25 protein-coding genes are annotated in these 24,147 nt (G+C 72.6%); 15 read left to right on the plus strand and 10 right to left on the minus strand.

The genetic code is table 11. From position 1 onward, the window contains the following. Positions 1-100: 100 nt before the first annotated feature. From ACIQFZ_RS20310 to ACIQFZ_RS20320, 3 genes are all read left to right on the plus strand, one after another. Positions 101-778, plus strand: coding sequence for a class II aldolase/adducin family protein (locus tag ACIQFZ_RS20310; protein ID WP_365425380.1), 678 nt, complete (start codon positions 101-103; stop codon positions 776-778). 188 nt (positions 779-966) lie between these two features. After that, a complete protein-coding gene (locus ACIQFZ_RS20315) occupies positions 967-2,094 on the plus strand; it encodes an alpha/beta fold hydrolase (RefSeq protein WP_365425382.1) in 1,128 nt (375 codons plus the stop codon). Between the two features lie 342 nt (positions 2,095-2,436). Next, positions 2,437-4,149: a hypothetical protein gene (locus ACIQFZ_RS20320; RefSeq protein ID WP_402691828.1), complete on the plus strand. Its 1,713-nt coding sequence runs from the start codon at positions 2,437-2,439 to the stop codon at positions 4,147-4,149. 21 nt (positions 4,150-4,170) lie between these two features. Here the strand turns inward: ACIQFZ_RS20320 and ACIQFZ_RS20325 are convergent, their stop codons facing one another. Continuing rightward, complete coding sequence (locus ACIQFZ_RS20325; RefSeq protein WP_361411236.1) at positions 4,171-4,584, minus strand: VOC family protein; 414 nt, start codon at positions 4,582-4,584, stop codon at positions 4,171-4,173. A gap of 241 nt (positions 4,585-4,825) precedes the next feature. On the opposite strand from ACIQFZ_RS20325, the gene ACIQFZ_RS20330 reads away from it, so the two are divergent. From ACIQFZ_RS20330 to amaP, 8 genes are all read left to right on the plus strand, one after another. Further along, on the plus strand, positions 4,826-6,424 hold the full coding sequence (locus tag ACIQFZ_RS20330) for an ABC-F family ATP-binding cassette domain-containing protein (protein WP_365425386.1): 1,599 nt from the start codon (positions 4,826-4,828) through the stop codon (positions 6,422-6,424). A 335-nt stretch (positions 6,425-6,759) separates the two neighbouring features. Beyond that, positions 6,760-6,981: a helix-turn-helix domain-containing protein gene (locus ACIQFZ_RS20335; RefSeq protein WP_018567695.1), complete on the plus strand. Its 222-nt coding sequence runs from the start codon at positions 6,760-6,762 to the stop codon at positions 6,979-6,981. 131 nt (positions 6,982-7,112) lie between these two features. Further along, positions 7,113-7,916 (plus strand): enoyl-CoA hydratase/isomerase family protein, encoded by an 804-nt coding sequence (locus tag ACIQFZ_RS20340; protein WP_365425388.1) that lies wholly within the window; start codon positions 7,113-7,115, stop codon positions 7,914-7,916. A 78-nt stretch (positions 7,917-7,994) separates the two neighbouring features. After that, a complete protein-coding gene (locus ACIQFZ_RS20345) occupies positions 7,995-8,483 on the plus strand; it encodes an Asp23/Gls24 family envelope stress response protein (protein WP_365425390.1) in 489 nt (162 codons plus the stop codon). 88 nt (positions 8,484-8,571) lie between these two features. Next, the gene (locus ACIQFZ_RS20350) at positions 8,572-8,757 is read left to right on the plus strand and encodes a hypothetical protein (protein ID WP_141362204.1); all 186 of its coding nucleotides are present in this window, start codon (positions 8,572-8,574) and stop codon (positions 8,755-8,757) included. Positions 8,758-8,805: 48 nt separating this feature from the next. Next, positions 8,806-9,138: a hypothetical protein gene (locus ACIQFZ_RS20355; RefSeq protein ID WP_361411651.1), complete on the plus strand. Its 333-nt coding sequence runs from the start codon at positions 8,806-8,808 to the stop codon at positions 9,136-9,138. Next, positions 9,135-9,806: a DUF6286 domain-containing protein gene (locus ACIQFZ_RS20360; RefSeq protein WP_402691829.1), complete on the plus strand. Its 672-nt coding sequence runs from the start codon at positions 9,135-9,137 to the stop codon at positions 9,804-9,806. The genes ACIQFZ_RS20355 and ACIQFZ_RS20360 overlap by 4 nt, the downstream gene beginning before the upstream one ends. A gap of 4 nt (positions 9,807-9,810) precedes the next feature. Further along, entirely contained in the window at positions 9,811-10,389 is a 579-nt protein-coding gene (gene amaP, locus ACIQFZ_RS20365) for an alkaline shock response membrane anchor protein AmaP (protein WP_402691830.1), read from the plus strand. Positions 10,390-10,425: 36 nt separating this feature from the next. Here amaP and ACIQFZ_RS20370 read toward each other — a convergent pair whose 3' ends face one another. The 4 genes from ACIQFZ_RS20370 to ACIQFZ_RS20385 form a co-directional block, all read right to left on the minus strand. Beyond that, positions 10,426-11,181 (minus strand): SDR family oxidoreductase, encoded by a 756-nt coding sequence (locus tag ACIQFZ_RS20370; RefSeq protein WP_383057437.1) that lies wholly within the window; start codon positions 11,179-11,181, stop codon positions 10,426-10,428. Positions 11,182-11,239: 58 nt separating this feature from the next. Next, a complete protein-coding gene (locus ACIQFZ_RS20375) occupies positions 11,240-12,031 on the minus strand; it encodes an SURF1 family protein (RefSeq protein ID WP_402691831.1) in 792 nt (263 codons plus the stop codon). 49 nt (positions 12,032-12,080) lie between these two features. Next, positions 12,081-12,314 (minus strand): hypothetical protein, encoded by a 234-nt coding sequence (locus tag ACIQFZ_RS20380; RefSeq protein ID WP_141362214.1) that lies wholly within the window; start codon positions 12,312-12,314, stop codon positions 12,081-12,083. 78 nt (positions 12,315-12,392) lie between these two features. Continuing rightward, the gene (locus ACIQFZ_RS20385) at positions 12,393-13,379 is read right to left on the minus strand and encodes a DEDDh family exonuclease (protein WP_365425400.1); all 987 of its coding nucleotides are present in this window, start codon (positions 13,377-13,379) and stop codon (positions 12,393-12,395) included. A 153-nt stretch (positions 13,380-13,532) separates the two neighbouring features. Between ACIQFZ_RS20385 and ACIQFZ_RS20390 the strand changes: the two genes are divergently transcribed. Next, the gene (locus tag ACIQFZ_RS20390; protein ID WP_383057440.1) at positions 13,533-14,243 is read left to right on the plus strand and encodes a VIT family protein; all 711 of its coding nucleotides are present in this window, start codon (positions 13,533-13,535) and stop codon (positions 14,241-14,243) included. Between the two features lie 56 nt (positions 14,244-14,299). On the opposite strand, the gene ACIQFZ_RS20395 is transcribed toward ACIQFZ_RS20390, so the two are convergent. From ACIQFZ_RS20395 to ACIQFZ_RS20410, 4 genes are all read right to left on the minus strand, one after another. Then, positions 14,300-15,307: a CopD family protein gene (locus ACIQFZ_RS20395; protein ID WP_376651351.1), complete on the minus strand. Its 1,008-nt coding sequence runs from the start codon at positions 15,305-15,307 to the stop codon at positions 14,300-14,302. A gap of 289 nt (positions 15,308-15,596) precedes the next feature. Continuing rightward, positions 15,597-16,976, minus strand: coding sequence for a CoA transferase (locus ACIQFZ_RS20400; protein WP_402691832.1), 1,380 nt, complete (start codon positions 16,974-16,976; stop codon positions 15,597-15,599). Positions 16,977-17,013: 37 nt separating this feature from the next. Beyond that, positions 17,014-18,549, minus strand: coding sequence for a S8 family peptidase (locus ACIQFZ_RS20405; RefSeq protein ID WP_402691833.1), 1,536 nt, complete (start codon positions 18,547-18,549; stop codon positions 17,014-17,016). Positions 18,550-18,640: 91 nt separating this feature from the next. Further along, a complete protein-coding gene (locus ACIQFZ_RS20410; RefSeq protein WP_402691834.1) occupies positions 18,641-20,191 on the minus strand; it encodes a S8 family peptidase in 1,551 nt (516 codons plus the stop codon). 259 nt (positions 20,192-20,450) lie between these two features. On the opposite strand from ACIQFZ_RS20410, the gene ACIQFZ_RS20415 reads away from it, so the two are divergent. The 3 genes from ACIQFZ_RS20415 to moaA all read left to right on the plus strand — a co-directional run bounded on the left by ACIQFZ_RS20415 (position 20,451) and on the right by moaA (position 23,598). Beyond that, positions 20,451-20,807 (plus strand): DUF485 domain-containing protein, encoded by a 357-nt coding sequence (locus ACIQFZ_RS20415; RefSeq protein WP_365428686.1) that lies wholly within the window; start codon positions 20,451-20,453, stop codon positions 20,805-20,807. Further along, positions 20,804-22,435 carry a cation acetate symporter gene (locus tag ACIQFZ_RS20420; protein WP_383057447.1) on the plus strand — a complete coding sequence of 544 codons (1,632 nt, stop codon included), beginning with the start codon at positions 20,804-20,806 and terminating at the stop codon, positions 22,433-22,435. Before ACIQFZ_RS20415 ends, ACIQFZ_RS20420 begins: the two co-directional genes overlap by 4 nt. A 173-nt stretch (positions 22,436-22,608) precedes the next feature. Then, the gene (gene moaA, locus ACIQFZ_RS20425) at positions 22,609-23,598 is read left to right on the plus strand and encodes a GTP 3',8-cyclase MoaA (protein WP_376651346.1); all 990 of its coding nucleotides are present in this window, start codon (positions 22,609-22,611) and stop codon (positions 23,596-23,598) included. A gap of 192 nt (positions 23,599-23,790) precedes the next feature. Here moaA and ACIQFZ_RS20430 read toward each other — a convergent pair whose 3' ends face one another. Further along, a complete protein-coding gene (locus tag ACIQFZ_RS20430; protein WP_365431979.1) occupies positions 23,791-24,024 on the minus strand; it encodes a hypothetical protein in 234 nt (77 codons plus the stop codon). Positions 24,025-24,147 lie beyond the last annotated feature (123 nt).

Here is a 24,147-nt window from a genome sequence, read left to right on the forward strand (position 1 = left end):
GAACGGAAGATGAACTGAGTCGGTCATCGGGGTGTCCGTTCCCGGGGTCCGATGAGGAGAGAGCGGTCGCTCGCGGAAGGTGTCCTGGCAGGATCGGCACATGACCGAACTCGGAGAGACGGCCCGCGCCTGGCGGGCGCTGGTCGCGGCGGCCCGCCGCACGGTGTCCGACGGACTGGTCGTCGGCACCTCCGGCAACGTGTCCGTACGCGTGGGCGACACCGTGCTGGTCACCCCCTCGGGCGTCCCCTACGACCGGCTCACGGACGACGACGTCACCGGCGTCGGCCTGGACGGCCGGCAGGTGCTCGGCACACTGGTGCCGACCAGCGAACTGCCCATGCACCTCGCGGTCTACCGCGGTACCGACGCGGGCGCCGTCGTCCACACCCACGCCGTGCACGCGACGGCCGTCTCGACCCTCGTCACCGAACTCCCGCTGATCCACTACATGGCCGGCGCGCTCGGCGGGCCCGTCCGCGTGGCCCCGTACGCCACGTACGGCACCGAGGAACTGGCCGGGAACATGCTGCGCGCCCTCGACGGCCGCACCGGCTGCCTGCTGCGCAACCACGGCACCGTCACCTACGGCGCCACCCTCGACCAGGCCTACGACCGTACGGCCCAGTTGGAGTGGATGTGTCGTGTGTGGCTGGCGGCGTCCAGCGTCCCCGGCCTGACACCTGCTCTGCTGACGCCGGAGCAACTGGCCCAGGCGGGGGAGCGGCTGCGGGCGTACGGACAGCCGGGGCCGGGGCCGGGGCCGGGGCGGAGGTAGGGACAGGGGCGGGAGCCGGGGCAGGGAATCGGGAACGCGCTGGTCGGTAGCCCCGTTTGCGGGTGGCGCCGGCCCCGTGTGCGGGCGGCGCCGGAATGAACGCCGCTCTCCATGGAACTCGCGCGGACATGTCACCCCGACCCTTCGTCCCACTGGCCGGTGACCGGGTGCGCCAGGACACTGGAGCCGTGCCCACAGTCAAAGCGACGGCCGCGGCCGTCACCGCAGCCCTGGCGGCCGGCGCGGCGAGCGTCGCCGCGGGCCGGCTCGCCAGCGACGCCGCGCTCAAGGCGCTTCCGGGCCGGCCCCTGCCCACCGAACCCCGGCTCAGCGTGCACGGCACGGCCGCCGGGCAGATCAGCCTCACCCGGGACCTGGCCTCCCTGCGTCCGGGCACCTACGGCCTGTCCGGCAACGGCTCCCACGCGGTGGTCGGCCCCGTCCTGCCCACCGCCCCGCACCGGCCCGACACCGTCGTACGCCGACTGGAGCGCGTCACCCACGGCGCCCTGCACCGCGGCGACAAGGTGTGGCTCACCCCGAACCTGCATGTCGGCAACCCGCGCTCCGCCCTCGGCATCGAGCACGCCGACGTCGACATACCGGGCGAACTCGGCCCCCTGCCCGCGTGGTTCGTGCCCGGGGTCCGCGAGACCTGGGTGATCGCGGTGCACGGCCTGGGCGCCACCCGCGAACTCCCCATGAACATCATGGGGTTCCTGCACCGCCGGCACTTCCCGGTGCTGGCCCTCGCCTACCGCGGCGACCTCGGCGCGCCCCGTCCGCCGGACGGCCTGAACCACCTCGGCGAGACCGAGTGGCGCGACCTGGACGCGGCGATCCGCTACGCCGTGCGGTACGGCGCCGAGCGGATCGTTCTGCACGGCTGGTCCACCGGCGCCACGATGGCGCTGCGCGCCGCCACCCGCTCGGCGGTGCGCGAGCGGATCTCCGGACTGGTGCTGGACTCCCCGGTGCTCAACTGGGAGGTGACACTGCGGGCCCTGGCCCGGGCGCGGCACACCCCGGGCCCGCTGCTGCCGCTCGCGGTGCGCGCCGCGCAGGGGCGCACCGGTCTGTACGGCGACCGCCTGGCCGCGGCGACGGACCCGGAGGGGCTCACGGTACCGACGCTGATCTTCCACGGTCCGGGTGACCAGGTGGCCCCCTGGCAGCTCTCCCGCCGCCTCGCCGAACGCCGTCCCAACCTGGTCGCGCTGCACACGGTGCCGAACGCTCCGCACGGCGCGATGTGGAACGCCGACCCCGAGGGGTACGAGGAAGCCCTGCGGCGCTTCCTGACGCCGCTGATGTGAGGTGGGGGCACGGTTCCGGTTCGCCGCGTGTCACCTGCCTCGGGGTCGGCGTCCGGACGGGTCTTCGGACCCCTTTCGGAACCGGCCGGATCGTGCCCGACCGGGGTCCTCTTTGCCCTCCCTTGGCCTTCTCCATCGCCTGCCGTGACATTCCGTTTGGGTTTTCGGACCGTCAACCGGAAGACTGCACCCGTGACGTCCCGTATCCCGCGCGACTCCAGGCTTCGCATCGTCCGCCCACGACCCCTGGCCGCCGCCCCCCGAGCCGTGAACCAGCGGCACACGCGCCGCCCCGCCCCGCGCCCCCCGGAGGGCACTCCGGCACCCGCGGAGCTGGCCAGAATGGCGCGCTCCCGTCTGGCCGGGGCGGCCCGCCTCGCCCGCTGGGCGGACGCCGCCCTCGGGCCCGGCCGCGGGGGGCCGACCACCGACGACAAGGCCACCCTCTCCGACGCGACCGCCGAGCGGGCGGCCGCCGATCTGGGCCTGACCGCCGCTCAGGTCCGTGCCGACTGGGACACCGCCCGGCTCGCCGGCCTCATCGAGGTGCACGGCGACAACGCCCGCCCCGGCTGGCGGCTGCGTGCCTGGCACCGCGACGACAGCGCCGTCCTGCGCGGCTGGGTGGCCCTCTTCGACGCCTGGTCGCTCGCCTGCCCGGAACCGGAGGGCCACGAGGCGGCCGCCGTCGCCGAGGTCGTCTCGGCCATGCCGCAGGTCCTGTCCTTCCTCCAGCTCTCCGCCGGACCCGTCCCCGTCGAGCAGCTCCTCGACCTCCTCCGCCAGCGCGTCACGGAACTGCGCACCGACCGCTGCGAGGTTTCCTACGACCCGGACGCCGCCGGTCCGGCGCCGGACGGCGCCACGACCGCGGCGGTCGAGCCCGCCCCCGAACCGAAGACGGGCCTCCGGGCGGCCCCCACCGCCGTCCCCGACGACGCGGCGGCTTCGGCGCCGGACGGTGCCGCGACCCACGCGTCCTCGGCCACCGCCACCGGGCTCGGCGCCGTCCCCGGACCGGGGGCGGGCCTCCGGGCGGCGCCTGCCGTCCGGGCCACCGCCGTCTCCGAGCCTGACAGCGCGGCGGCTGCCGCCTCCGGGCCTGCCCCCGGTGCCGGTCTCGGGCTGGAGGACGGGGCGTCGGCCCCGGCGATCCACGCGCCCGAGCCCGCCGCTCCCGTGTCCGGGACGCGCGTCCAGGTCCCGGGTGGTCCGGCCGCGGCCGTCTCCGGGCCCGAGGGCCAGGCGGCCCCGGCCCCCGGCGGCGCCCTTGCCGCCGTGCGCGAGGCCGGGAGCGCCGTGACCGCGCTGTCCGGTGCCGCCGCCGAGGGCACCTCGCTCGCGCCGCTCCTCGACTGGGCCCTCCGGGCACTCGCCGCGGTGGGGGCGCTGACCGACGGGGACGGGCAGGCCACACTCACCCCGCTCGGAAGCTGGGCGGTGTGGGTGAAGCTGGAGCAGATCTGCGTGGCCGCGCAGAGCCCCGCCGGGAACATCGAGCAGTCGGCCGAGGACATGCTCCGCGGCTGCGCGCAACTGCGGCCCAACGCGGCCCGCGCCGAGTACCGCGCCTGGCTCGCCGCCCGCCCCGTCGGCAGCGCCGTCACCGAGCTGCTCGGCGGCGCCCGCGGGGAGGACGCCCTACTGCGCGGACTTGCCTTCGAGGCGCTGCGGGTCGTCGGCGCGCCCGCCGAGCCCGACGTACGGGCCGTGCTCGACGAGCCGGCGCTCAGGCCCTACGCCCTGCTGTGGCTCGCCGAGCACGACGGCATCGACGCGGAGGACGCCCACGAGGTGCTCACCCGCGAGGAGGCCACGTGGCTGTGGGTCGACACCGCCGCCGCCGTCACCGACCACGGCGAGGCCTCGATGCTCGTACGGCATCTGGAGGCCGCGGTGCAGCCCACCGTCCCGATGCTGCTCGACGAGGTGCGCACCGTGGGCCACCCCCGCACCGTGCAGGTGCTGGTCGCGCTCGCTGCCGCGCACCCGGACCCGGCGCTGGCCAAGGCCGTCCGCCGGGCGGCCTTCCAGGTCCACACCGGAGGCAGCTGACCCCCGGGACCGCGGGGCCGGTCAGCCCTCGACGCGGGGGGCGTACGTGCCGAAGCTCCAGATGTTGCCCTCGACGTCCCGGGCCATGTAGTCCCGGGAGCCGTAGTCCTGGTCGGTCGGGGGCATCAGGATCTCCGCGCCGTGGTCCGCCGCACGCCGGTGGTGGGCGTCCACGTCGTCCACCACGACGTACACCCCCGTGGGCCCCGCGCCGCGCATCGCCTCGTCGAAGCGGCCGCCGCGGCCCTTCGAGCCCAGCATCACCGCGCCGTGGCCCTGCACCAGCTCGGCGTGGTGCACGAGGCCGTCCTCGCCCTCGTACACCGCCAGTTCCGTGAAGCCGAAGGCCTCCGTCAGCTGCTTGACGGCCGCCTTGGCGTCCGCGTACAGCAGCGTCGGGTAGATGCTCGGGCGTTCGCCGGCCGTGTCCGCCATGCCGATCACTTCCTTGTGAGTCGGTTCGCACCGAGGAGTCCGGTGCGCCGCCCAGTCTGGCACCGGCCACTGACAGCGCCCCGGCGCAAACACCCGGAAAAGCGCTTGCCCGCCCCCGTTAGACTGTCCCCCATGGCCATTCTCCTCGTGCATTAGACGGCGGGTACGTCCCCAGCCGCCCACCCGCCACTCTCCCCCCAAGCTCTTCGAGCAGGGGGCACCCCAGCCCTGGAGTCTGTCCGTGATCTCCGCTTCCGGCATCGAGCTGCGCGCCGGTGCCCGCGTCCTCATCGAGTCCGCCACCTTCCGCGTCGCCAAGGGCGACCGCATCGGCCTGGTCGGCCGCAACGGCGCCGGCAAGACCACCCTCACCAAGGTCCTGGCCGGCGAGGGCATCCCCGCCGGCGGCACCGTCACCCGGTCCGGTGAGGTCGGCTACCTCCCGCAGGACCCGCGCACCGGCGACCTCGACGTACTCGCCCGCGACCGCGTCCTCTCCGCGCGCGGCCTGGACGTGCTGATCCGCAGGATGCGCGACAACGAGCAGCGCATCGCCACCGGCAAGGGCTCCACCCGCGAGAAGGCGCTCAAGCAGTACGAGCGCCAGGAGACCGAGTTCCTCACCAAGGGCGGGTACTCCGCCGAGGCCGAGGCCGCCACCATCGCCGCCGCGCTCAACCTGCCCGACCGGGTGCTCGGCCAGCCCCTGCACACCCTCTCCGGCGGTCAGCGCCGCCGCATCGAGCTGGCCCGGATCCTCTTCTCCGACGCCGACACCCTGCTCCTCGACGAGCCCACCAACCACCTCGACGCCGACTCGATCATCTGGCTGCGCGACTACCTGAAGACCTACCGCGGCGGCTTCATCGTGATCTCCCACGACGTCGACCTGGTCGAGACGGTCGTCAACAAGGTGTTCTACCTGGATGCCAACCGCGCCCAGATCGACGTCTACAACATGGGCTGGAAGCTCTACCAGCAGCAGCGCGAGGCCGACGAGAAGCGCCGCAAGCGGGAGCGCGCCAACGCAGAGAAGAAGGCCGCCGCGCTCAACGCGCAGGCCGACAAGATGCGCGCCAAGGCCACCAAGACGGTCGCCGCGCAGAACATGGCCCGCCGCGCGGACAAGCTGCTCAGCGGCCTGGAAGCGGTCCGCCAGTCCGACAAGGTCGCCAAGCTCCGCTTCCCGGAGCCGGCGCCCTGCGGCAAGACGCCGCTGACTGCCGAGGGCCTGTCGAAGTCGTACGGCTCCCTGGAGATCTTCACCGACGTCGACCTGGCCATCGACAAGGGCTCCCGAGTCGTCATCCTCGGCCTGAACGGCGCGGGCAAGACCACGCTGCTGCGCCTGCTGGGCGGGGTGGAGACCCCCGACACCGGCCGGGTCGTCGAGGGCCACGGCCTCAAGCTCGGCTACTACGCCCAGGAGCACGAGACCCTGGACGCCGACCGCACGGTGCTGGAGAACATGCGCTCGGCCGCTCCCGACATGGACCTGGTCGAGGTCCGCAAGGTGCTGGGCTCGTTCCTGTTCTCCGGCGAGGACGTCGACAAGCCGGCCGGGGTCCTCTCCGGCGGCGAGAAGACCCGCCTGGCGCTGGCGACGCTGGTCGTCTCCTCCGCCAACGTCCTGCTGCTCGACGAGCCCACCAACAACCTCGACCCGGCCAGCCGCGAGGAGATCCTCGGCGCGCTGCGCACCTACAAGGGCGCCGTCGTCCTCGTCACGCACGACGAGGGCGCGGTCGAGGCGCTGCAACCGGAGCGGATCATCCTGCTGCCCGACGGCGTCGAGGACCTGTGGGGCGCGGACTACGCGGATCTCGTCGCCCTCGCTTGACCGAACAGCTGATCAACGGAGTATGGATCATTCGGCCCATCGGTGATCCATCATCTGTGTGAGATCTCCTCGTATCGAGGTGTGTCCTCCATCGATTTCGCGGCCGAGCCCTTATGTGCCAAGGGCTCGGCCGCTGTGCGTCGCTGACCAGGTACTTCGCGGAAGAACCCGATCGGCGGTACGGACGCCGAGGCGCGGAAGAATGGATTCCGCTTGTGGGGATGTACTCCTGTCGTCACGGGCGGGTCTCACGGACCTTGCCGAATGGGTGGCCATCGGGCCCCGGAGGGGTGATCATGAGGGGACCAGAGCGCACTTCCCATGAGGAGGCACGGGTGGCCGAGACTCTGAAGAAGGGCAGCCGGGTGACCGGCGCCGCGCGCGACAAGCTCGCGGCAGACCTGAAGAAGAAGTACGACGCCGGTGCGAGCATTCGGGCGTTGGCCGAGGAGACCGGCCGCTCGTATGGCTTCGTCCACCGGATGCTCAGCGAGTCGGGTGTCACGCTCCGTGGGCGTGGCGGGGCGACGCGGGGCAAGAAGGCCGCCTCGGCCTGAAACCGCGGGCGGCCCATCGGCGTTCGACGGTGACCACCCGGTCGGTTCTCCGATCGGCCGGATGGTTACTGTGCAGTCACTTACGATGCCTGCAGGGCATCCACGATGACCGCACCCGTCGGAGGCGCACCATGGCTTCGCCCAAGCACGACCTCGATTCGGTACTCGACAAGGACGGCGTACGGGTCACCGTCGACGACGCGGTCGCCACGGTGACGCTGGCCAACCCGGCCAAGCGCAACGCGCAGAGCCCGGCTCTGTGGCGGGCGCTGACCGAGGCCGGGCGGCTGCTGCCGGGCTCCGTCCGCGTCGTGCTGCTGCGCGGCGAGGGCAAGTCCTTCTCCGCGGGGCTCGACCGGCAGGCGTTCACGCCCGAGGGCTTCGACGGCGAGCCGTCGTTCATGGACCTCGCGCGTGGCTCCGATGCCGAGCTGGACGCGGCCATCGCCGAGTACCAGCAGGCGTTCACCTGGTGGCGCCGCAACGACATCGTGTCCGTCGCGGCGGTCCAGGGGCACGCCATCGGGGCGGGCTTCCAGTTGGCACTCGCCTGTGATCTGCGCGTCGTCGCGGACGACGTGCAGTTCGCCATGCGCGAGACCAGCCTCGGGCTGGTGCCGGACCTCACCGGCACGCATCCGCTGGTGGGGCTTGTCGGCTACGGCCGCGCGCTGGAGATCTGCCTCACCGGCCGGTACGTGGGCGCAGCCGAGGCGGTGAACACCGGGCTGGCGAACCTCGCCGTGCCCGCGGACCAGCTCGACGAGACGGCACGGGACCTGGCCGCGGCGCTCCTGGCCGCGCCCCGTGACGCCGTGGTCGAGACCAAGGCGTTGCTGCACGGTGCCCGGGAGCGGTCGTACGAGGAGCAGCGCGCCGCCGAACGCGAGGCGCAGGCCCGGCGCCTGCGGGACCTGGCCGGCGCCGGCGACTGACGGCGGCGCCGATCGGGCGCGCGATCGTGCCGGTCCGCCTACCGTGGTTCGGGACGAGGACCGAAAGGACGTACGGCGATGACCACGGAACAGGACCGGACGAGGACCTCCGAGGGCGAGCGGGAGGTACCTGAGACCACCGCGACCCGCAGGACACCCACCCGGCGCGGTCTGGGAGATCCCGCCACCCGGGGGCGGACCACCATCGCCGACGGGGTCGTGGAGAAGATCGCCGGGATGGCCGCGCGCGACGTGGTCGGCGTGAGCGCCATGGGCAGCGGGTTCTCCCGGACCTTCGGGGCCGTGCGGGACCGCGTCCCGGGCGGTGCGAAGTCCGTGACCCGAGGGGTGAAGGCCGAGGTCGGCGAGGTGCAGACCGCACTCGACCTGGAGATCGTCGTCGACTACGGGGTGTCGATCATCGAGGTGGCGCGGGCGGTCCGGGAGAACGTGATCGCGTCGGTGGAGCGGATGACCGGTCTCGAGGTCGTCGAGGTCAACATCGCCGTCAGCGACGTGCAGCTGCCGGAGGAAGAGGAGGAGGAGATCGAGCCGCGCATCCAGTGACGCACCGGCCACCACGCCGGCGAAGAACGGATGACGAGGGGCGACCGGACGACGGCCCGGCGACGGCCGAGGAGTTGAGGAGCGCGCAATGAGCATGGCCGTGGCCGGCATGATCGCCGGTATGGCGCTGGGCTTCGCCGGGTACTTCGGCGGGTTCGGCGCCTTCCTGCTGGTGGCGGCCCTGGGCGCCGTCGGCTTCGTCGTCGGCCGGTTCCTGGAGGGGGACCTGGAACTCGGCGACTTCTTCCGCCCCCGTGACCACCGCCGGAGGTGACCGGCGGTGAGCGGCGGGAACGGCGAGCCGGGCACCACCCCGGCCGGCATGCTGCCCGGCGAGCGCGGCGCGACGACGATCGCCGACCGCGTCGTCGCCAAGATCGCCGCACGGGCGGCCCGCGAGGCGCTCGGCGACCTGCCGCCGGACGCCGCGCCGCCGCACGCCACGGTGGTGGTGCGCCACGACGTCGCACGCGTCCGGATCGTCCTCGACCTCGCCTACCCGAGCGACATCGGCGCGTCCTGCCGTGAGGTGCGTCGCCAAGTGGTCGAGCGGGTAAGCGCGTTGGTGGGAATGCAGGTGCCGGAGGTCGCGGTCCGCGTGGAACGGCTGCACCTGGCACCCGCGTACGGCGCGGCACAGGGGAGGACGCGATGAGCGAGCCTCAGGGCTCCGACGGCACCACGCAGCGCCTGCCGGTCCTCGAGAAGGACGACGCCGTCGGGCGGCCCGCCGCCCCGGACACCGACGGCTCCCCGCCCGTCCAGGAGGGCGCGGACGGCCGCGGCGGCCGCTTCTGGTCGGTGCGCCGGGTGCCCGCGGGCATCGTCGCGCTGCTGCTCCTGATCGTGGCGGGCGCCTTCCTGTACGACATCGCGGCCGTCCGCGCCGGCCGGCCCGCCCTGCGCTGGCGCCGGGAGCTGGCCCGGCAACTGGCGCAGCGGCCGCTGGACGACACCTGGGTGCTCGCCGGCGCGGGCGTCGCCGCGGTCCTCGGCCTGTGGCTGATCGTGCTGGCCGCCACTCCGGGGCTGCGCCGCCTGCTGCCCATGCGGCGCACCCACCCCGACGTACGGGCCGGGCTGCACCGGGAGGCCGCCGCGCTGGTACTGCGCGACCGGGCCATGGAGATCGCCGGTGTGCGGTCGGTGCGCGTACGGCTGCAACGCCGCAGGGCCGACGTCCGCGTGGTCTCGCACTTCCGGGCGCTGGAGGAGGTGCGCGCAGACCTGGACACCGTGCTCGCCGAGGCGGTCCGGGGGCTGGGCCTGATCCGGCCGCCCGCCCTGTCGGTGCGCGTCGCGCGGCCCGGGCGGAAGGGGTGAGGTCGTGCTCAGGATCGTCAATCGGGTGCTGACCGGGCTCATCGGTCTTGTGCTGCTGGTGGTGGGCGGATCGGTGCTCGCCGTGGGGCTGGGCGTACGGCCGCCGTCGTGGTGGATCCACCACGGCCGGCACGACGTCCTGTTGAGCACCGCCGAGCGGACGCGGTGGCGGGAGGCCGGCTGGTGGTGGCCCGCCGTCCTCGCCGCCCTGGCGGTCCTGGTGCTGCTGGCCCTGTGGTGGCTGGTCGCGGTGGTGCGCCGGCGGCGGCTCGGCGAGGTGGTCGTCGACACCGGGGACGGCGAGGCGGCCCTGCTCTGGGGCCGGGCCCTGGAGGGCGTCCTGGCCGCGGACGCCGAGCAGCAGGACGGTGTCGCCGGCGCCCAGGTCCGTCTGACCGGCCGCCGCGGCGCCCCCAGGACCCATGTGCAGCTCCTCCTGGAACCCCACGTGGACCCGGGAGCGGCCCTGGACCACCTCACCGGCCAGGCCCTCGCCCACGCCCGGGATTCCGCCTGCCTCGCGGCGCTTCCGGCGGAGGTGCGGCTGAGGGCGGTCGGGCACCGTGCGGAACGGGTGAGCTGACCCGTCCGCGGCCCCGGCGCCCCGGCCGCGCCGCGCTCAGAACCCGTGCCGGGCCCCGCCGTCCACCGGCAGCATCACACCGGTGATGTAGGACGCCGCGGGCGACAGCAGGAACGCGGCCGCCCGGCCGAACTCCTCCGGCGCCCCGTACCTGCGCAGCGGCACCCGCGACTCGGCGGCCGCCCGTGTCGCCTCCGGATCCGCGGACAGCGCGTCCAGCTCGCGCACGCGGTCCGTGTCGATGCGGCCCGGCAGCACACCCACGACCCGGATGCCCCGCGATCCCAGCTCGTCGGCGAGGGACTTGGCGAACCCGGCCAGGCCGGGCCGCAGCCCGTTGGAGATGGTCAGCCCCGGAATCGGCTCGTACACGGACCCGGACAGTACGAACCCGACGACCCCGCCCGGCTCCAGCTCGGCCGCCGCCGCGCGGGCGAGCCGCACCGCGCCGAGGAACACCGACTCGAACGCGGCCTGCCACTGCTCGTCGGTGTTGTCGGCGACGAAGCCGGCCGGCGGCCCGCCGACGCTCACGAGTACGCCGTGGAAGCCGCCGAAGTGTTCCCGCGCCGCCGCGATCAGCTGCGCCGGCGCCTCGGCGTCCGCGTTGTCCACGGCCATCCCGACCGCGTTCGGCCCCAGCTCGGCCGCCGCCTCCGCGACCCGCTCGCCGTCCCGCCCGGTGATGACCACCTTCGCGCCGTCGGCGACGAGCTCGCGCGCGGTGGCGTTGCCCAGTCCGCGCGTGGCGCCGGTGACGACGTACACCCGGTCCTTCAGTCCAAGATCCATGGCCCCTATCCTGCCCGGTCGCTGCGGCGCGGGGCGAGGCCGACGGGAACGTCCCGCGCTACACCGCCGCGGGTTCCGCCTCCGGCGTCGCTTCCTTCGCCGCCGCCTGCGCGCGCTCGCGGGCCTCGCGGCGCAGCAGGACCACCCAGCCGACCGGGACGCCCGCCGTGAACAGCCACCACTGGATGGCATACGCCAGGTGCGGGCCGATGTCGCCGTGCTCCGGGTCGGGCAGCAACTGGGGGCTGCCGCCCTGGGGCGCGGGCGAGGTCATCTGGACGTAGCCGCCGAGGACCTGCTTCCCGAGCCGCTCGGCCTGCTGCGTGCTGCTGATCAGCATCACCTGGCGGTCGGGCAGGCCCTTGACGTCCTTGATGCCGCTCGCCGCGGTCGTCTCGTCGGGCATCAGCCGGCCGGTGACGGTGATCTCTCCGCGCGGAGGCGCCGGGATCGTCGGGAACGTCGTCTGCGAGGCGTCCGCGGCGACCCAGCCCCGGTTGACCAGCAGAATCCTGCCGTCCTCGAGGACGAAGGGGGTCAGCACGTGGTAGCCGACATCGCCGTTGTCGTTGGTGCGGCGGCGCACGACCTCCTCGTCCGCAGTGTCGAAGTGCCCCTTGGCGGTGACCCTGCGGTACAGGTCGGCGTGCTTCACGGTCGCGCCGGGCGAGGCCAGCGACTCGGCCGGCACCGGCCGCGCGGCCAGCGATTCGGCGATCACCTGGTTCAGCGCGACCTTGTGCTCATGGCGGTGCAACTGCCAGAAACCCAGCCGGATCATCGTCGGGATCAGCGCGATCGCGACAAGGGTGAGGATCACCCACTGGCGGGTCAACAGGAAGCGGTACACCCCACGACGGTACCTCTGCGGTCGTGGGGTGTTTTCGGCAGGGGTGTCCTCAAACGCGGTCGACGATCCCGACCCTCCCCTCGGCGCGGGCGCAGTGCGCGCCGCAGTACCAGTGGCCCTCGACCTCGACGCCCTGCCCGATGATCTGGACACGACAGTGCTCGCAGATCGGTGCCATGCGGTGGATCGCGCAGGCGAAGCAGTCGAAGACGTGCACCGAGCCCTGGGCGTGCACCTCGAAGGTCATTCCGTAGTCATTGCCGCATACTTCACATCTCGCCATGCGCCACAGGGTGAGCCGTGGCCGCGGCGCGGGCGAGCGGACCGTGGGCGAGTCGCCCGGTAATCACCCGTACGCCCGTCAGCGGCTCTCCGCCGGCTCCACGTCCCTGAGCAACTGCCCGAACGCCGCCTCGTCCACCACCGGAGTGCCGTACTGGCGCGCCTTGACCACCTTCGACGTGCCCGAGTCCGGGTCGTTGGTCACCAGCAGGCTGGTCAGCCGGGACAGACTGGTGGCCACGTGCAGTCCGGCCTCGGTGGCCCGGTCCTCCAGCAGTTCGCGGTCGGTGGAGGTGTCGCCGGAGAAGGCCACCCGCATGCCCTGCTTGAGGCGCTTGCCGTCCTCGTAGCGCCCCGGGTTGGGGTACGGGCACGCGGGCCGCTTGCGCGAGGGGCGCCAACTGCCCGCGCGGTAGCCGCCGTAGCCCCCCGACTGCTGCCGGGGCACGGGCCGGTCCGACCACTCCGTCAGCGGGCGGCACTCCAGCAGCGGCAGCCGCATCCCGCCCGCCGCCGCGGCCCGCAGGCTCGGCCGGAACGCCTCGGCCAGCACGCGCGCGTCGTCCAGCGCGTGGTGCGCCCGCTGCTGCACGACGCCGAAGTGCGCCGCCAGCGACTCCAGCTTGTGGTTGGGCAGGGGCAGGTCCAGCTCCTTGGCGAGCGCGATGGTGCACAGCCGCTGCCGCACCGGCGCCTCACGCTTCGCGCGCGCGTACTCCCGCGCGATCATCTGCCAGTCGAACACCGCGTTGTGCGCGACGAGCACCCGGTCCGCCAGCCGCACGGCGAACTCCTCGGCGATGTCCGCGAACAGCGGCGCGCCCTCCAGGGTGTCGCTCGTCAGTCCGTGGATCCACACCGGCCCCGGATCCCGCTCGGGGTTGACCAGCGTGTACCAGTGGTCCTCGACCTCGCCGCGCGCGTCCAGCCGGTAGACCGCCGCGGAGATGATGCGGTCGTCCCGGGCCAGGCCGGTGGTCTCCACGTCAACGACCGCGTATCCCTTCGGATACGCGGTCGGCCACGATGTGGGGGACAACCCTGCGAGCGTGCGGTCTTCGAGCATGGTCACTGAGGATACGGGCCACGACTGACACCCTCGCCCACCGGTCGCCCCACGGAGCCGGCGAACGGCCTCCCACGGGACCGGGGGTGTGCCTCACGGGACATCAGGAACCGTGCGGGGACAGGAAGGGCGAACCGTGCGATCCTCCGTCCTGTGACGGAACCAACGCATGACGAGCCGCACGGCGACGCGCTCGGCTCGCGGCTCAACTGGCTGCGGGCGGCCGTCCTCGGCGCCAACGACGGCATCGTGTCCACCGCGGGACTCGTCGTCGGCGTGGCCGGTGCGACGGACTCCCGTTCGGCGCTGCTGACCGCGGGACTGGCCGGTCTGCTCGCCGGGTCTATGTCGATGGCCGCGGGGGAGTACGTGTCGGTGTCGACGCAGCGGGACTCGGAGATGGCCGCGCTGGCCGTGGAGAAACGGGAGCTGCGCGAGCAGCCCGAGGCGGAGCTGCGGGAGCTGACCGACCTGCTCCAGGCGCGCGGACTCTCGCGTGCCGTGGCCAGGGAGGCGGCGGAACAGCTCACCGAGCGGGACGCGCTGCGCGCGCACGCCAGCGTGGAGCTCGGCATCAACCCCGACGAGCTGACCAACCCGTGGCACGCGGCCGGGGCGAGCTTCCTGGCGTTCACGGTGGGCGCGCTGCTCCCCCTGCTGGCGATCGTGCTCCCGCCGGCGGCCTGGCGGTTGGGCGTCACCGTGCTGTCCGTCCTGGCCGCCCTCGTCCTCACCGGCTGGAGCAGTGCCCGGCTGGGGGCGGCCAGGCCGGGCCGGGCGGTGCTGCGGAACGCGGCCGGCGGGGCGCTGGCCATGGCGGTGACCTATGTCGCGGGGACCCTGCTGGGCGCGGTCGGGGTCTGACGCCCCCTTCGCGCACCGAGCCCGCCCCCTTCGCGCACCGAGCCCGCCGGCTCCGCTCACCAGCGGATCGGCAGCGGCAGCGCCGTCAGCAGCCCCGACACCGCGACAACCGCGCCGAGGACGGCGACCTCGGCCCGCGCGGGGGCGCAGGCGGTCAGCGGGTCGGGTGCCCGCCGCAGCCGGATCCGGGCCCACAGGGCGAGCAGGGCGACGCCGGCCACGAGGATCACCTTGGCGAGCAGGGTGCGGCCGTAGGCCGTCGCCGTCAGCTGGTGCAGCACCGTGTCCGCCGGCATCCGGCGCAGCGTGCTGCACACACCCGTCGCAGTCACCCCGGCGAGCGCGGCGGCCGCCACGCGCGCGTAGCGGCCGAGCAGGGCGGCACCCGCCGCCGCCCCGCGCCACAGTCGCAGCGTGCGCAGCACGTGCAGCAGACCGCCCACCCACAGGGCGCCGCAGACCAGGTGCACGACGGTCAGCGCGGAGCCGACGAGCGGCGTGCTCTCGGTCCCGGGGTGCGCGCGCAGGGCCTCGGCCACGACCACGGCGGCGAGCGGCCACAGCTGCGCCGCCGGGCGCCGGGAGACGGCGAACAGGCCGGTGACGAGGAAGGCGTTGACCTCCAGCAGGGCCAGAGCCCCGTCCCGGGTCCGGTAGAGGCCGCCGACGTCGATCTGTGCGGGGCTGTGCGGCACCAGGTTGCCGGTGGCCACCACGGAAGCGAGGCCTACGGCGGCGAGGAGACCGGCGGCGGCCGCGTAGGGGGCCCAACTGCGGGGAAGTTCGGCTGGGGCCCCGGGCAGGCGGGCGGCCGGCCGGTTCACGAACAGCTCGCCGACGGGGACGCAGACCGCCGCGAACAGCACCGTCCGCAGCACCGCTATGCCGCCGGTGCCGGGGGCCGCCGCCTCTCCGGTGCCGTGCAGGGCGGCGGACGGACCCAGCAGGGGTATGAGCGCGGCGAGCGCCACCAGAACGAGGACCGCGACGGCCCGGGCCGTCGCGCTGCGCCGCCCCGTCTCTCGCGCGTCCCCCGTCCCGGCGGCCGGTCGTATGAGCGTCACCCAATGATCTTCGCCAGCCACCCCGAACGGGGCAAGCGCACGCGGCCAAGTGGGGGAGCACGGTTCCGCCCGCACCGTCTTGGCGTCTTGACGCACCCTGTCCCGGGCGACTCCCGGCGTCAGGTGCCGGCACGTGCCCCGAGCCCGCTGGCGCGGGCACAGACCGAGCCGGACGTCGTCGTCACCTCACCCGACGACGCCCGCGCGGCGATCGCGGCCGACGCGCCCGCCGCCGGCGTCCCGGTGTGCGTGGAGAAGCCGTCGGCCACCCGGCTGCCGACCGTTTCGGTCAGGTCCAGCGGGGTGCGTCCGTGCCCCAGGGCCCCGGCGGCCGGGACCAGTCGGACGGGGCGCCGGTGAAGGAGACGGGCGTGCGTGCGTGGAGCAGGCGCCCGATCCTGCTGGTTGTCTCGCCGAGCCAGGGGCCGGGACCGTCGTACGCGGAGCCCTTTACGGAGTCCGTCGCGGGGACCGGTCCGGTGCCGGTCCGCGTCAGCCAGGACGCCGTGCGCGCCAGGGCCAGCCGCACGACCCGGGTGCCGCCCTCCCACGTCTGCTCGGTCAGGGCGCGCAGCACCGCCGCCGCCAGCAGATAGCCCGTGCCGTGGTCCAGGGCCTGCGCGGGCAGGGCGCCGGGCTGCTCGGGCGACCCCTCGATCGCGGCGATGCCGGTGGCGACCTGTACGAGGCTGTCGAAGCCCCGGCGTCCGCCCCACGGTCCGTATGCGCCCCATGCCGACAGCTGTGCCACGACCAGGCCGGGCCGCCGCTCGGCCAGCGCCTCGGCGGAAAGCCCGAACCGGTCCAGGGCGCCGGGCCGGTACCCGGTGACCACGACGTCCGCCGCGGCGAGCAGTTCCTCGAGGGCGGCCCGGTCGGCCGCGAGGTCCAGGGCCGCCGACCGCTTCCCGAAACCGGTGTCCGCGTGCAGGCCTGCCTCTTCGGGATGGTCCGGCGCGTCCACGCGCAGCACGTCCGCGCCCAGCAGGGCGAGCGTGCGGGTGGCGACAGGGCCCGCGAGCACCCGGGTCAGGTCGAGCACACGCAGTCCGGCGGCGGGCAGCAGGGGAGCACTCGGCACGGGCGAGAGCACGCGCGCGTGTGCCTCGTCCAGCCGCTCCCGCTCGACCAGCGGCCGGGCGGCCACCACGGCACCCTGCTCGTGCGTGGCCCATTCCTCGGGAGTGCGCAGTGCGACGGCGAGGCCTCCGGCCGCGTACACGGCCTCCTCGACCTCCCGCGCGGACCGTTCGGCGAGCGCGGACGCGACCCGGTCCACGTCGTCCGGCGCTTCCAGCGCGCGGAGCAACCGCTCCCGGTGGTGGGGGTAGTTGGCGTGCGTGCGCACCCAGCCGTCCGCCGTCCGCCAGAACCGCGACAGCGGCGCGAAGGTGACGGGCGCGTTCCCGTCCACCCGCAGCTGCCGCTCGCTCGTGAAGGCCGCGGCCACGGCGCCGTCGTCCCCCCGAACCGCCGGCACCGCGGCGAGCCCCGCCCGCAGCGCGCCCAGTTCGGCGGCGGCCAGGGCACAGGCACACACGCAGGTGCGTGCCAGTTCCCGTACGGGAAGGCGCGCCGCAAGCGCGCCTTCCCGCTGCACGGTGGTGACCCGCGACAGGAGGGCGGGATCGCCGCCCAGCGCGGACCACGCGAAGGTGATGTCAGTCATGACTGCACTATGCAGGGCTGACCGACGTCTCCCGTGTCTACTTGGTCACAGCGTTCAGGGCGTTGACGATGCCCTCGCCGTAGAAGGCGTTCTTGCCCTCGCCGCCCTGGCACACGGCGTCGATCTTGCCGTCACCGTTGATGTCGTACGGGGTCGTGCACTCCTTCTTGTCGGCACCCTGGGCCAGCAGCGCCTTCACCTGGTTCGGCCTGGCCTCCGGGTGGGTCGACTTGATGAGCGCGGCGACACCCGCGACGTGCGGTGACGCCATCGACGTACCGGCCATGTAGCCGTACCCGCCGCCCGGCAGCGTGCTGTAAATCCGGCCGTCGACGGCAGGGGCGTCGGGCGCCTGGTAGCGGGTCGAGTCGCCGCCCGGCGCGGCGACGTCGATGATGCCCTGGCCGTAGTTGGAGAACGACGACTTGATGCCCTTGGCGCCGACGGAGGCGACCGTGACGACACCCGGCAGCTGCGCCGGGATGTCCAGGCACTTCTTCGGGTCGATCACCCGCTTACCGGCGGTGCCGTCGTTCGGGCTGACCACGTCGAGGATGGACTTGCCGGCCAGGTCCCAGTTGTCGTTGCCGGCGGCCGCGACGTTGACCGTGCCCTTGCTCTCCGCGTACTTGGTGGCGCGCGACACGGCCTCCACCAGAGCCTTCTGGTCCAGGTCGTCCCCGCAGTTGAACTGCCACGGGTCGGTGTAGTAGCTGTTGTTGGTGACGTCCACGCCGTGCTCGGCGGCCCAGACGAAGCCGCACACCACGGCCTCCGTGTAGAACCAGCCGCCGGGCGTCGACACCTTGATGCCGGACACCTTCACACCCGGGGCGACCCCGACCACGCCGATGCCGTTCTTCGCGGCGGCGATCTCACCGGCGACGTGCGTGCCGTGCGCGCTCTCGCCCTTGTTCGGCCGCCAGGCGCCGTCGGCCGTGTTCGGCTTGCCCGACACGCAGTTCACGGACGCCGCCCGGTCGAAGTTGGGGGCGAGGTCCGGGTGGGTGTCGTCCACACCGGTGTCGATCACGCCGACCGTGACGTTCGGACTGCCGAGCGTGATCTCATGTGCCTTGTCGGCCTTCATCATCGGCAGGTCCCACTGCAGGTGCTGCAGCGGCTCCTGGCCGGGGACGGCCGCCTCGGCCGCAGCCTGCACCTCCTCGGCGGTCATCACCTTCGGCGTCCCCACCTCGGTGGTCATCTGCGGGGACAGCGGAGCGGTCCGGGTGGCGCCGGCCGACTCGACCCCCTGGTCCTTGCGTATCTCCTCGGCGAAGTCGGCGTTCTTCGAGTGGACGACGATGACGCCGATCTGGTCGTAGGCGATGACGACCGAGCCGCCGGCCTTGCCGATCGCCTTCTGCACGGCCGCGGAGCTGTGGCCGGGACGGACGTTGACGACGTAGCTCAGCGCGTCCCCGTCGGCGGCGGCGGAGATGCTCTGCGCGGCGGCCACCTGCTGACCGGCCTCGGTGGCGGACGCCACGTTCGGCAGGAACGCGAGAGCGGAGGCGACGGCCATGCCGAGCGGGATGGTGACGGTACGCCGGTTGAGGCGAACGCTCATGTGAACTCCAGAGTTTCGAACCATTGCAGTGCGGCATGCGACAGGCATGCGAAGCGTGGGGGGAGTCTGTGGAAGTGACGGACCGTGCCGGTCACTTGACCGCGCGGAGCGCGTTGACGATGCCGGAGCCGTAGAAACCGTTGTGGTCCTTGTTGCCCTTGCAGAACGAGTCGACGACGCCGTTGCCGTCGGGGTCGTAGGGCTCGACGGGGCATCCCGGGTTGTCCGCCTGGGCCTTGAGCAGGGCCATCAGCTCGGCGGGCGTCGCCTTCGGATGCGTCGACTTCAGCAGCGCGGCGACACCGGCGACGTGCGGGGCCGCCATCGAGGTTCCCTGCAGGTAGGCGTACTGGCCATTCGGCATCGTGGACAGGATGCGGCCATTGCCCGACGGGGTGTCGGGGATCTGGTACTTGTCGCCGCCCGGCGCGGCGACGTCGATGACGCCGTGGCCGTAGTTGGAGTAGTACGACTTGAGGTTCTGCACGCCGGTGGCGGCGACCGTCACCACACCCGGCAGCTGGGCCGGTGCGTCGAGGCACTTCTTCGGGTCGATCGTGCGGCTCACCGGGGTCGTGTCGTTCGGGCTGGAGTCGTCGATGATCGACTTGGCGGCCAGATCGTGGTTGGAGTTGCCCGCCGAGGCCACGTTCAGGGTGCCCTTGCCCTGGGCGTACAGCTGAGCGCGGTTGACGGCGTCGGCGATGGCCTTCTGGTCCGCCTCGTCACGGCAGTTGTACTTCCACGGGTCCACGTAGTAGCTGTTGTTGGTTATCTGGACGTCGTGGTCGGCGGCGAACACGAAGGCGCAGACGACGCTCTCGGCGTAGAACCACTGGTTCTCGTCCGGCTGGGCGACCGTGATGCCCGAGACCCGCACACCGGGCGCCACACCCGCGACCCCGGTGCCGTTGCGGGCCGCGGCTATCTCACCCGCCACGTGCGTGCCGTGGTAGTGGTCCGCGTCCACCGGCCGCCAGGAGCCGTACGTGGTGTCCGCCTTGCCGCTGACGCAGTTCGCGGACTGGGCGGCGGAGAAGTTCGGGGCGAGGTTCGGGTGGGTGTCGTCGACGCCGGTGTCGATCACGGCGACGGTGACCTTCGCACTGCCCGGGTTGATCGCGGCGGCCTTGTCGGCACCGATCGCCCGCAGGTCCCACTGGTTGGCCTCGAGCGGCTCGAGGGGCACCGAACCCTTCGTCTGCTTCGCCGTCTTGGCGGCCTTCGTCAGCTGCGCGACCTCGTCCTTGGACAGGTACTGCGCCGCGCCCACGTCTGTCGTCCCCGACGCGGTCAGCGGCGCGGTACGGGTGGCACCCGCCGAGTCCACTCCGGGGGTTTTGCGGATGGTACTGCCGAAGTCCGGGTTCGCGGAGCGGACCACGATGACGCCGATCTGGTCGTACGTCATCACGACGGTGCCGCCGGCCGCGGTGATCGACCGTTGTACCTGGGCGATCGTGTGACGGTCCGTCTTGGTGTTGACGACGTAAGACATAGTCGGCGCGTCCTGCGCCTCCGCCGCCGAGGCCGCGCGGGGCGCCGCCGACGCCGCCGAGGGCAGGAAGCCGAGTGACGCGGTCAGCGACAGCGCGACCGGTACGGCCAGGGCGAGGCGGCGTCTGGAACGCAGATGAGCCATGGGGTCTCCACATCATCCGGGTGAAGACCTGCCCGGCGACAGGTGGCAGCCCAGGCAGGTACATGACGGGTAGTGCAGGGTGAAGCTATCCCGCCGCCTCCCTCACCAGCAATGACTTAGCAATGACTTGTTCAGACCGGTTGCGAAACAACCAACGGGACTTGAACCGGTCACCGCGTGGCGCCGTGGACCTTGGGCGGGGCACCCGAGCACGATCGGGCCCCTGTCCCAACCGCATCCGACACGCGAGGAGACCGAAGTGGCCACCGAGACACCGCCACCCTCGAAGACCCAGGCCCCACTCCCGACCACCGAGGAGTTCCTCGCGGTGCGGGACAGCGCGGAGTTCGGTGAACTGCGCCGTTCCTACCGATCCTTCGCCTTCCCGCTGACCGTCGCCTTCATCGCCTGGTACCTGCTGTACGTGCTGCTCTCCAACTACGCGGGCGGCTTCATGGGCACCAAGCTGTTCGGCAACATCAACGTCGCCCTCGTCCTGGGCCTCGCCCAGTTCCTCACCACGTTCCTCATCGCCTGGTGGTACGCGCGGCACGCCGCCGTCAAGCTCGACCCCAAGGCCGAGGCCATCAAGTCCCGGATGGAGGGCGCCGAATGAGCCCCGCGATCGCACCCACGCTGACCCTCGCGGCCGGTGAGGCGAGCCGGCACCGGCCGCTGATCATCACCCTGTTCGCGGTGTTCGTCCTCGCGACCCTCGTCATCACCGTCTGGGCCGGCCGGCAGACCAAGGACGCCGCCGACTTCTACGCCGGCGGACGGCAGTTCACCGGCTTCCAGAACGGCCTCGCGGTCTCCGGCGACTACATGTCCGCCGCGTCCTTCCTCGGCATCGCCGGCGCCATCGCGCTGTTCGGCTACGACGGCTTCCTGTACTCCATCGGCTTCCTCGTCGCCTGGCTGGTCGCCCTGCTCCTGGTCGCCGAACCACTGCGCAACTCCGGCCGGTACACCATGGGCGACGTACTGGCCTACCGGATGCGCCAGCGCCCGGTCCGCACCGCGGCCGGCACCTCCACCATCGTGGTGTCGATCTTCTACCTGCTGGCCCAGATGGCCGGCGCCGGCGTCCTGGTCTCGCTGCTGCTCGGCATCACCAGCGACGGAGGCAAGATCGCCATCGTCGCGCTGGTCGGCGTGCTGATGATCGTCTACGTCACCATCGGCGGCATGAAGGGCACCACCTGGGTGCAGATGGTCAAGGCCGTGCTGCTCATCGCCGGCGCCGTGCTGCTCACCTTCCTGGTCATGCTGAAGTTCAACTTCAACATCTCCGACCTGCTCGGCAAGGCCGCCGCCAACAGCGGCAAGGGCAGCGCCTTCCTGGAGCCCGGACTGAAGTACGGCGCCACGGGCACCACCAAGCTGGACTTCCTCTCGCTCGGCATCGCCCTGGTCCTCGGCACCGCCGGTCTGCCGCACATCCTGATCCGCTTCTACACCGTTCCCACGGCCAAGGCCGCCCGCAAGTCCGTGATCTGGGCGATCGGCCTGATCGGCGCTTTCTACCTGATGACCCTCGCGCTCGGCTTCGGCGCCGCCGCGCTCATCAAGTCCGACGAGATCATCGCCTCCAACAAGGCGGGCAACACCGCGGCGCCACTGCTCGCCCTGCACCTGGGCGGAGTCGACTCCAACTGGGGCGCCATCCTGCTGGCCTCCATCTCCGCCGTCGCCTTCGCCACGATCCTCGCCGTCGTCGCCGGCCTGACCCTGGCCTCGTCCTCCTCCTTCGCCCACGACATCTACGCCAACGTCATCAAGAAGGGCACCGCCACCGATAAGCAGGAGGTGAACGCGGCCCGCTGGGCGACCGTCGGCATCGGCGCGGTCTCGATCGTCCTGGGCGCCCTCGCCCGCGACCTGAACGTCGCAGGACTGGTCGCGCTCGCCTTCGCCGTCGCCGCCTCCGCCAACCTGCCCACGATCCTCTACAGCCTGTTCTGGAAGCGGTTCACCACCTCCGGCGCCCTGTGGTCGATCTACGGCGGCCTGGTCACCGCGGTCGGCCTGGTGCTGTTCTCGCCGGTGGTCTCGGGCAAGCCGACGTCGATGTTCCCCGACGTCGACTTCCACTGGTTCCCGCTGGAGAACCCCGGCCTCATCTCGATCCCGGTCGGCTTCCTGCTCGGCGTCGTGGGCACCCTCCTGTCCAAGGAGACCCCGGACGACGCCAAGTACGCCGAACTGGAGGTGCGCTCCATGACGGGCACCGGAGCGCACTGAGCGCCCACCCGTCCACGGCGGCCGCGTCGCGGGGATCGTAGATCCCTACGACGCGGCCGCGCCGTATCTCGTGACTTCCGGCGCTGTCGTTGTCAGTGGTGTCACGTAGGCTCGCAGATGACGACAACTTCGAGTGGTGCGCCACATGGATCCGCGACGAGGGAGGGGGCCACATGCTCATCGACACCTACGGCCGGGTGGCCACCGACCTGAGAGTCTCGCTGACCGACCGGTGCAACCTGCGCTGTACGTACTGCATGCCCGAGGAAGGGCTGCAGTGGCTGGCCAAGCCGACCCTGCTCACCGACGACGAGATCGTCCGCCTGATCGACATCGCCGTCACCTCCCTCGGTATCAGGGAGGTCCGCTTCACCGGCGGCGAGCCCATGCTGCGCCCCGGCCTGGTCGGCATCGTCGAGCGGGTCGCGGCGCTGGATCCCCGCCCGCAGACGTCCCTCACCACCAACGGCATCGGACTGAAGCGCACCGCGACCGCCCTGAGGGCCGCCGGCCTGGACCGGGTCAACGTCTCCCTGGACACCCTGCGCCCGGACGTCTTCAAGGCGCTCACCCGCCGGGACCGGCACAAGGACGTCATCGAGGGCCTCGAAGCCGCCCGCGAGGCCGGCCTGACCCCGGTGAAGGTCAACACCGTCCTGATGCGCGACCTGAACGCGGACGAGGCCCCGGACCTGCTGGCCTGGGCGGTGGAGCACGACTACGAGCTCCGCTTCATCGAGCAGATGCCCCTGGACGCCCAGCACGGCTGGAAGCGCGAGGGCATGGTGACCGCGGCCGAGATCCTGACCTCGCTGGGCACCCGCTTCGAGCTGACCCCCGAGGGTGCCGGGGAGCGCGGCTCGGCCCCGGCCGAGCGCTGGATCGTGGACGGCGGCCCGCACCGCGTCGGCGTGATCGCCTCCGTCACCCGCCCGTTCTGCGCGGCCTGCGACCGCACCCGGCTCACGGCCGACGGCCAGATCCGCACCTGCCTGTTCGCCACCGAGGAGACCGATCTGCGCGCCGCCCTGCGCTCCGGCGCCCCCGACGAGGAGATCGCCCGCATATGGCGGGTGGCGATGTGGGGCAAGAAGGCGGGAGCGGGCCTGGACGACCCGTCGTTCGTCCAGCCGCAGCGGCCGATGTCGGCGATCGGCGGCTAGTGCTGCGACCGGAAGGTTCACCGGCTCGCGACGCCCGGCACTGCACCTCGCCGCGTTGTCGCATCACCCGAGTACATCCAGTACGCAGGTGACGCTCCGCCTTGCGATGCTCCCCCACTGCCTGAAGGGCGAGGGAGGTACCCCCAGCACCGGACGCCGCGAGCTTTCCGGCAAACCTTTCCGGTCACAGCACTAGGCGCCGCCGTGTGCGCTGTTGTCCGGCGCTTCCCACTCGCTGAAGGGAACCACGTCCTTCAGAAAGCCCCGCACACCGAGGAACTGGGACAGGTGCTCCCGGTGTTCCTCGCACGCCAGCCACGTCTTGCGGCGCTCCGGTGTGTGGATCTTCGGGTTGTTCCAGGCCAGCACCCACACAGCGGCGGCACGGCAGCCCTTGGCGGAGCAGATCGGGGTTTCGTCAGTCACGGGTTCGTCTCACAACCACTGCACACAAGGCGACGCCGAGCAGCCACGGGGGGAGCTGCCCGGCGTCGGTCTGTCGCTCCGACGGGGGATGCGGAGCGCGTAGGAAGTATGTCACGGGTGACC

The sequence above is a fragment of the Streptomyces sp. NPDC093064 genome (genome assembly GCF_044754605.1).
In the GTDB taxonomy this organism is placed as follows: Bacteria; Actinomycetota; Actinomycetes; order Streptomycetales; family Streptomycetaceae; genus Streptomyces.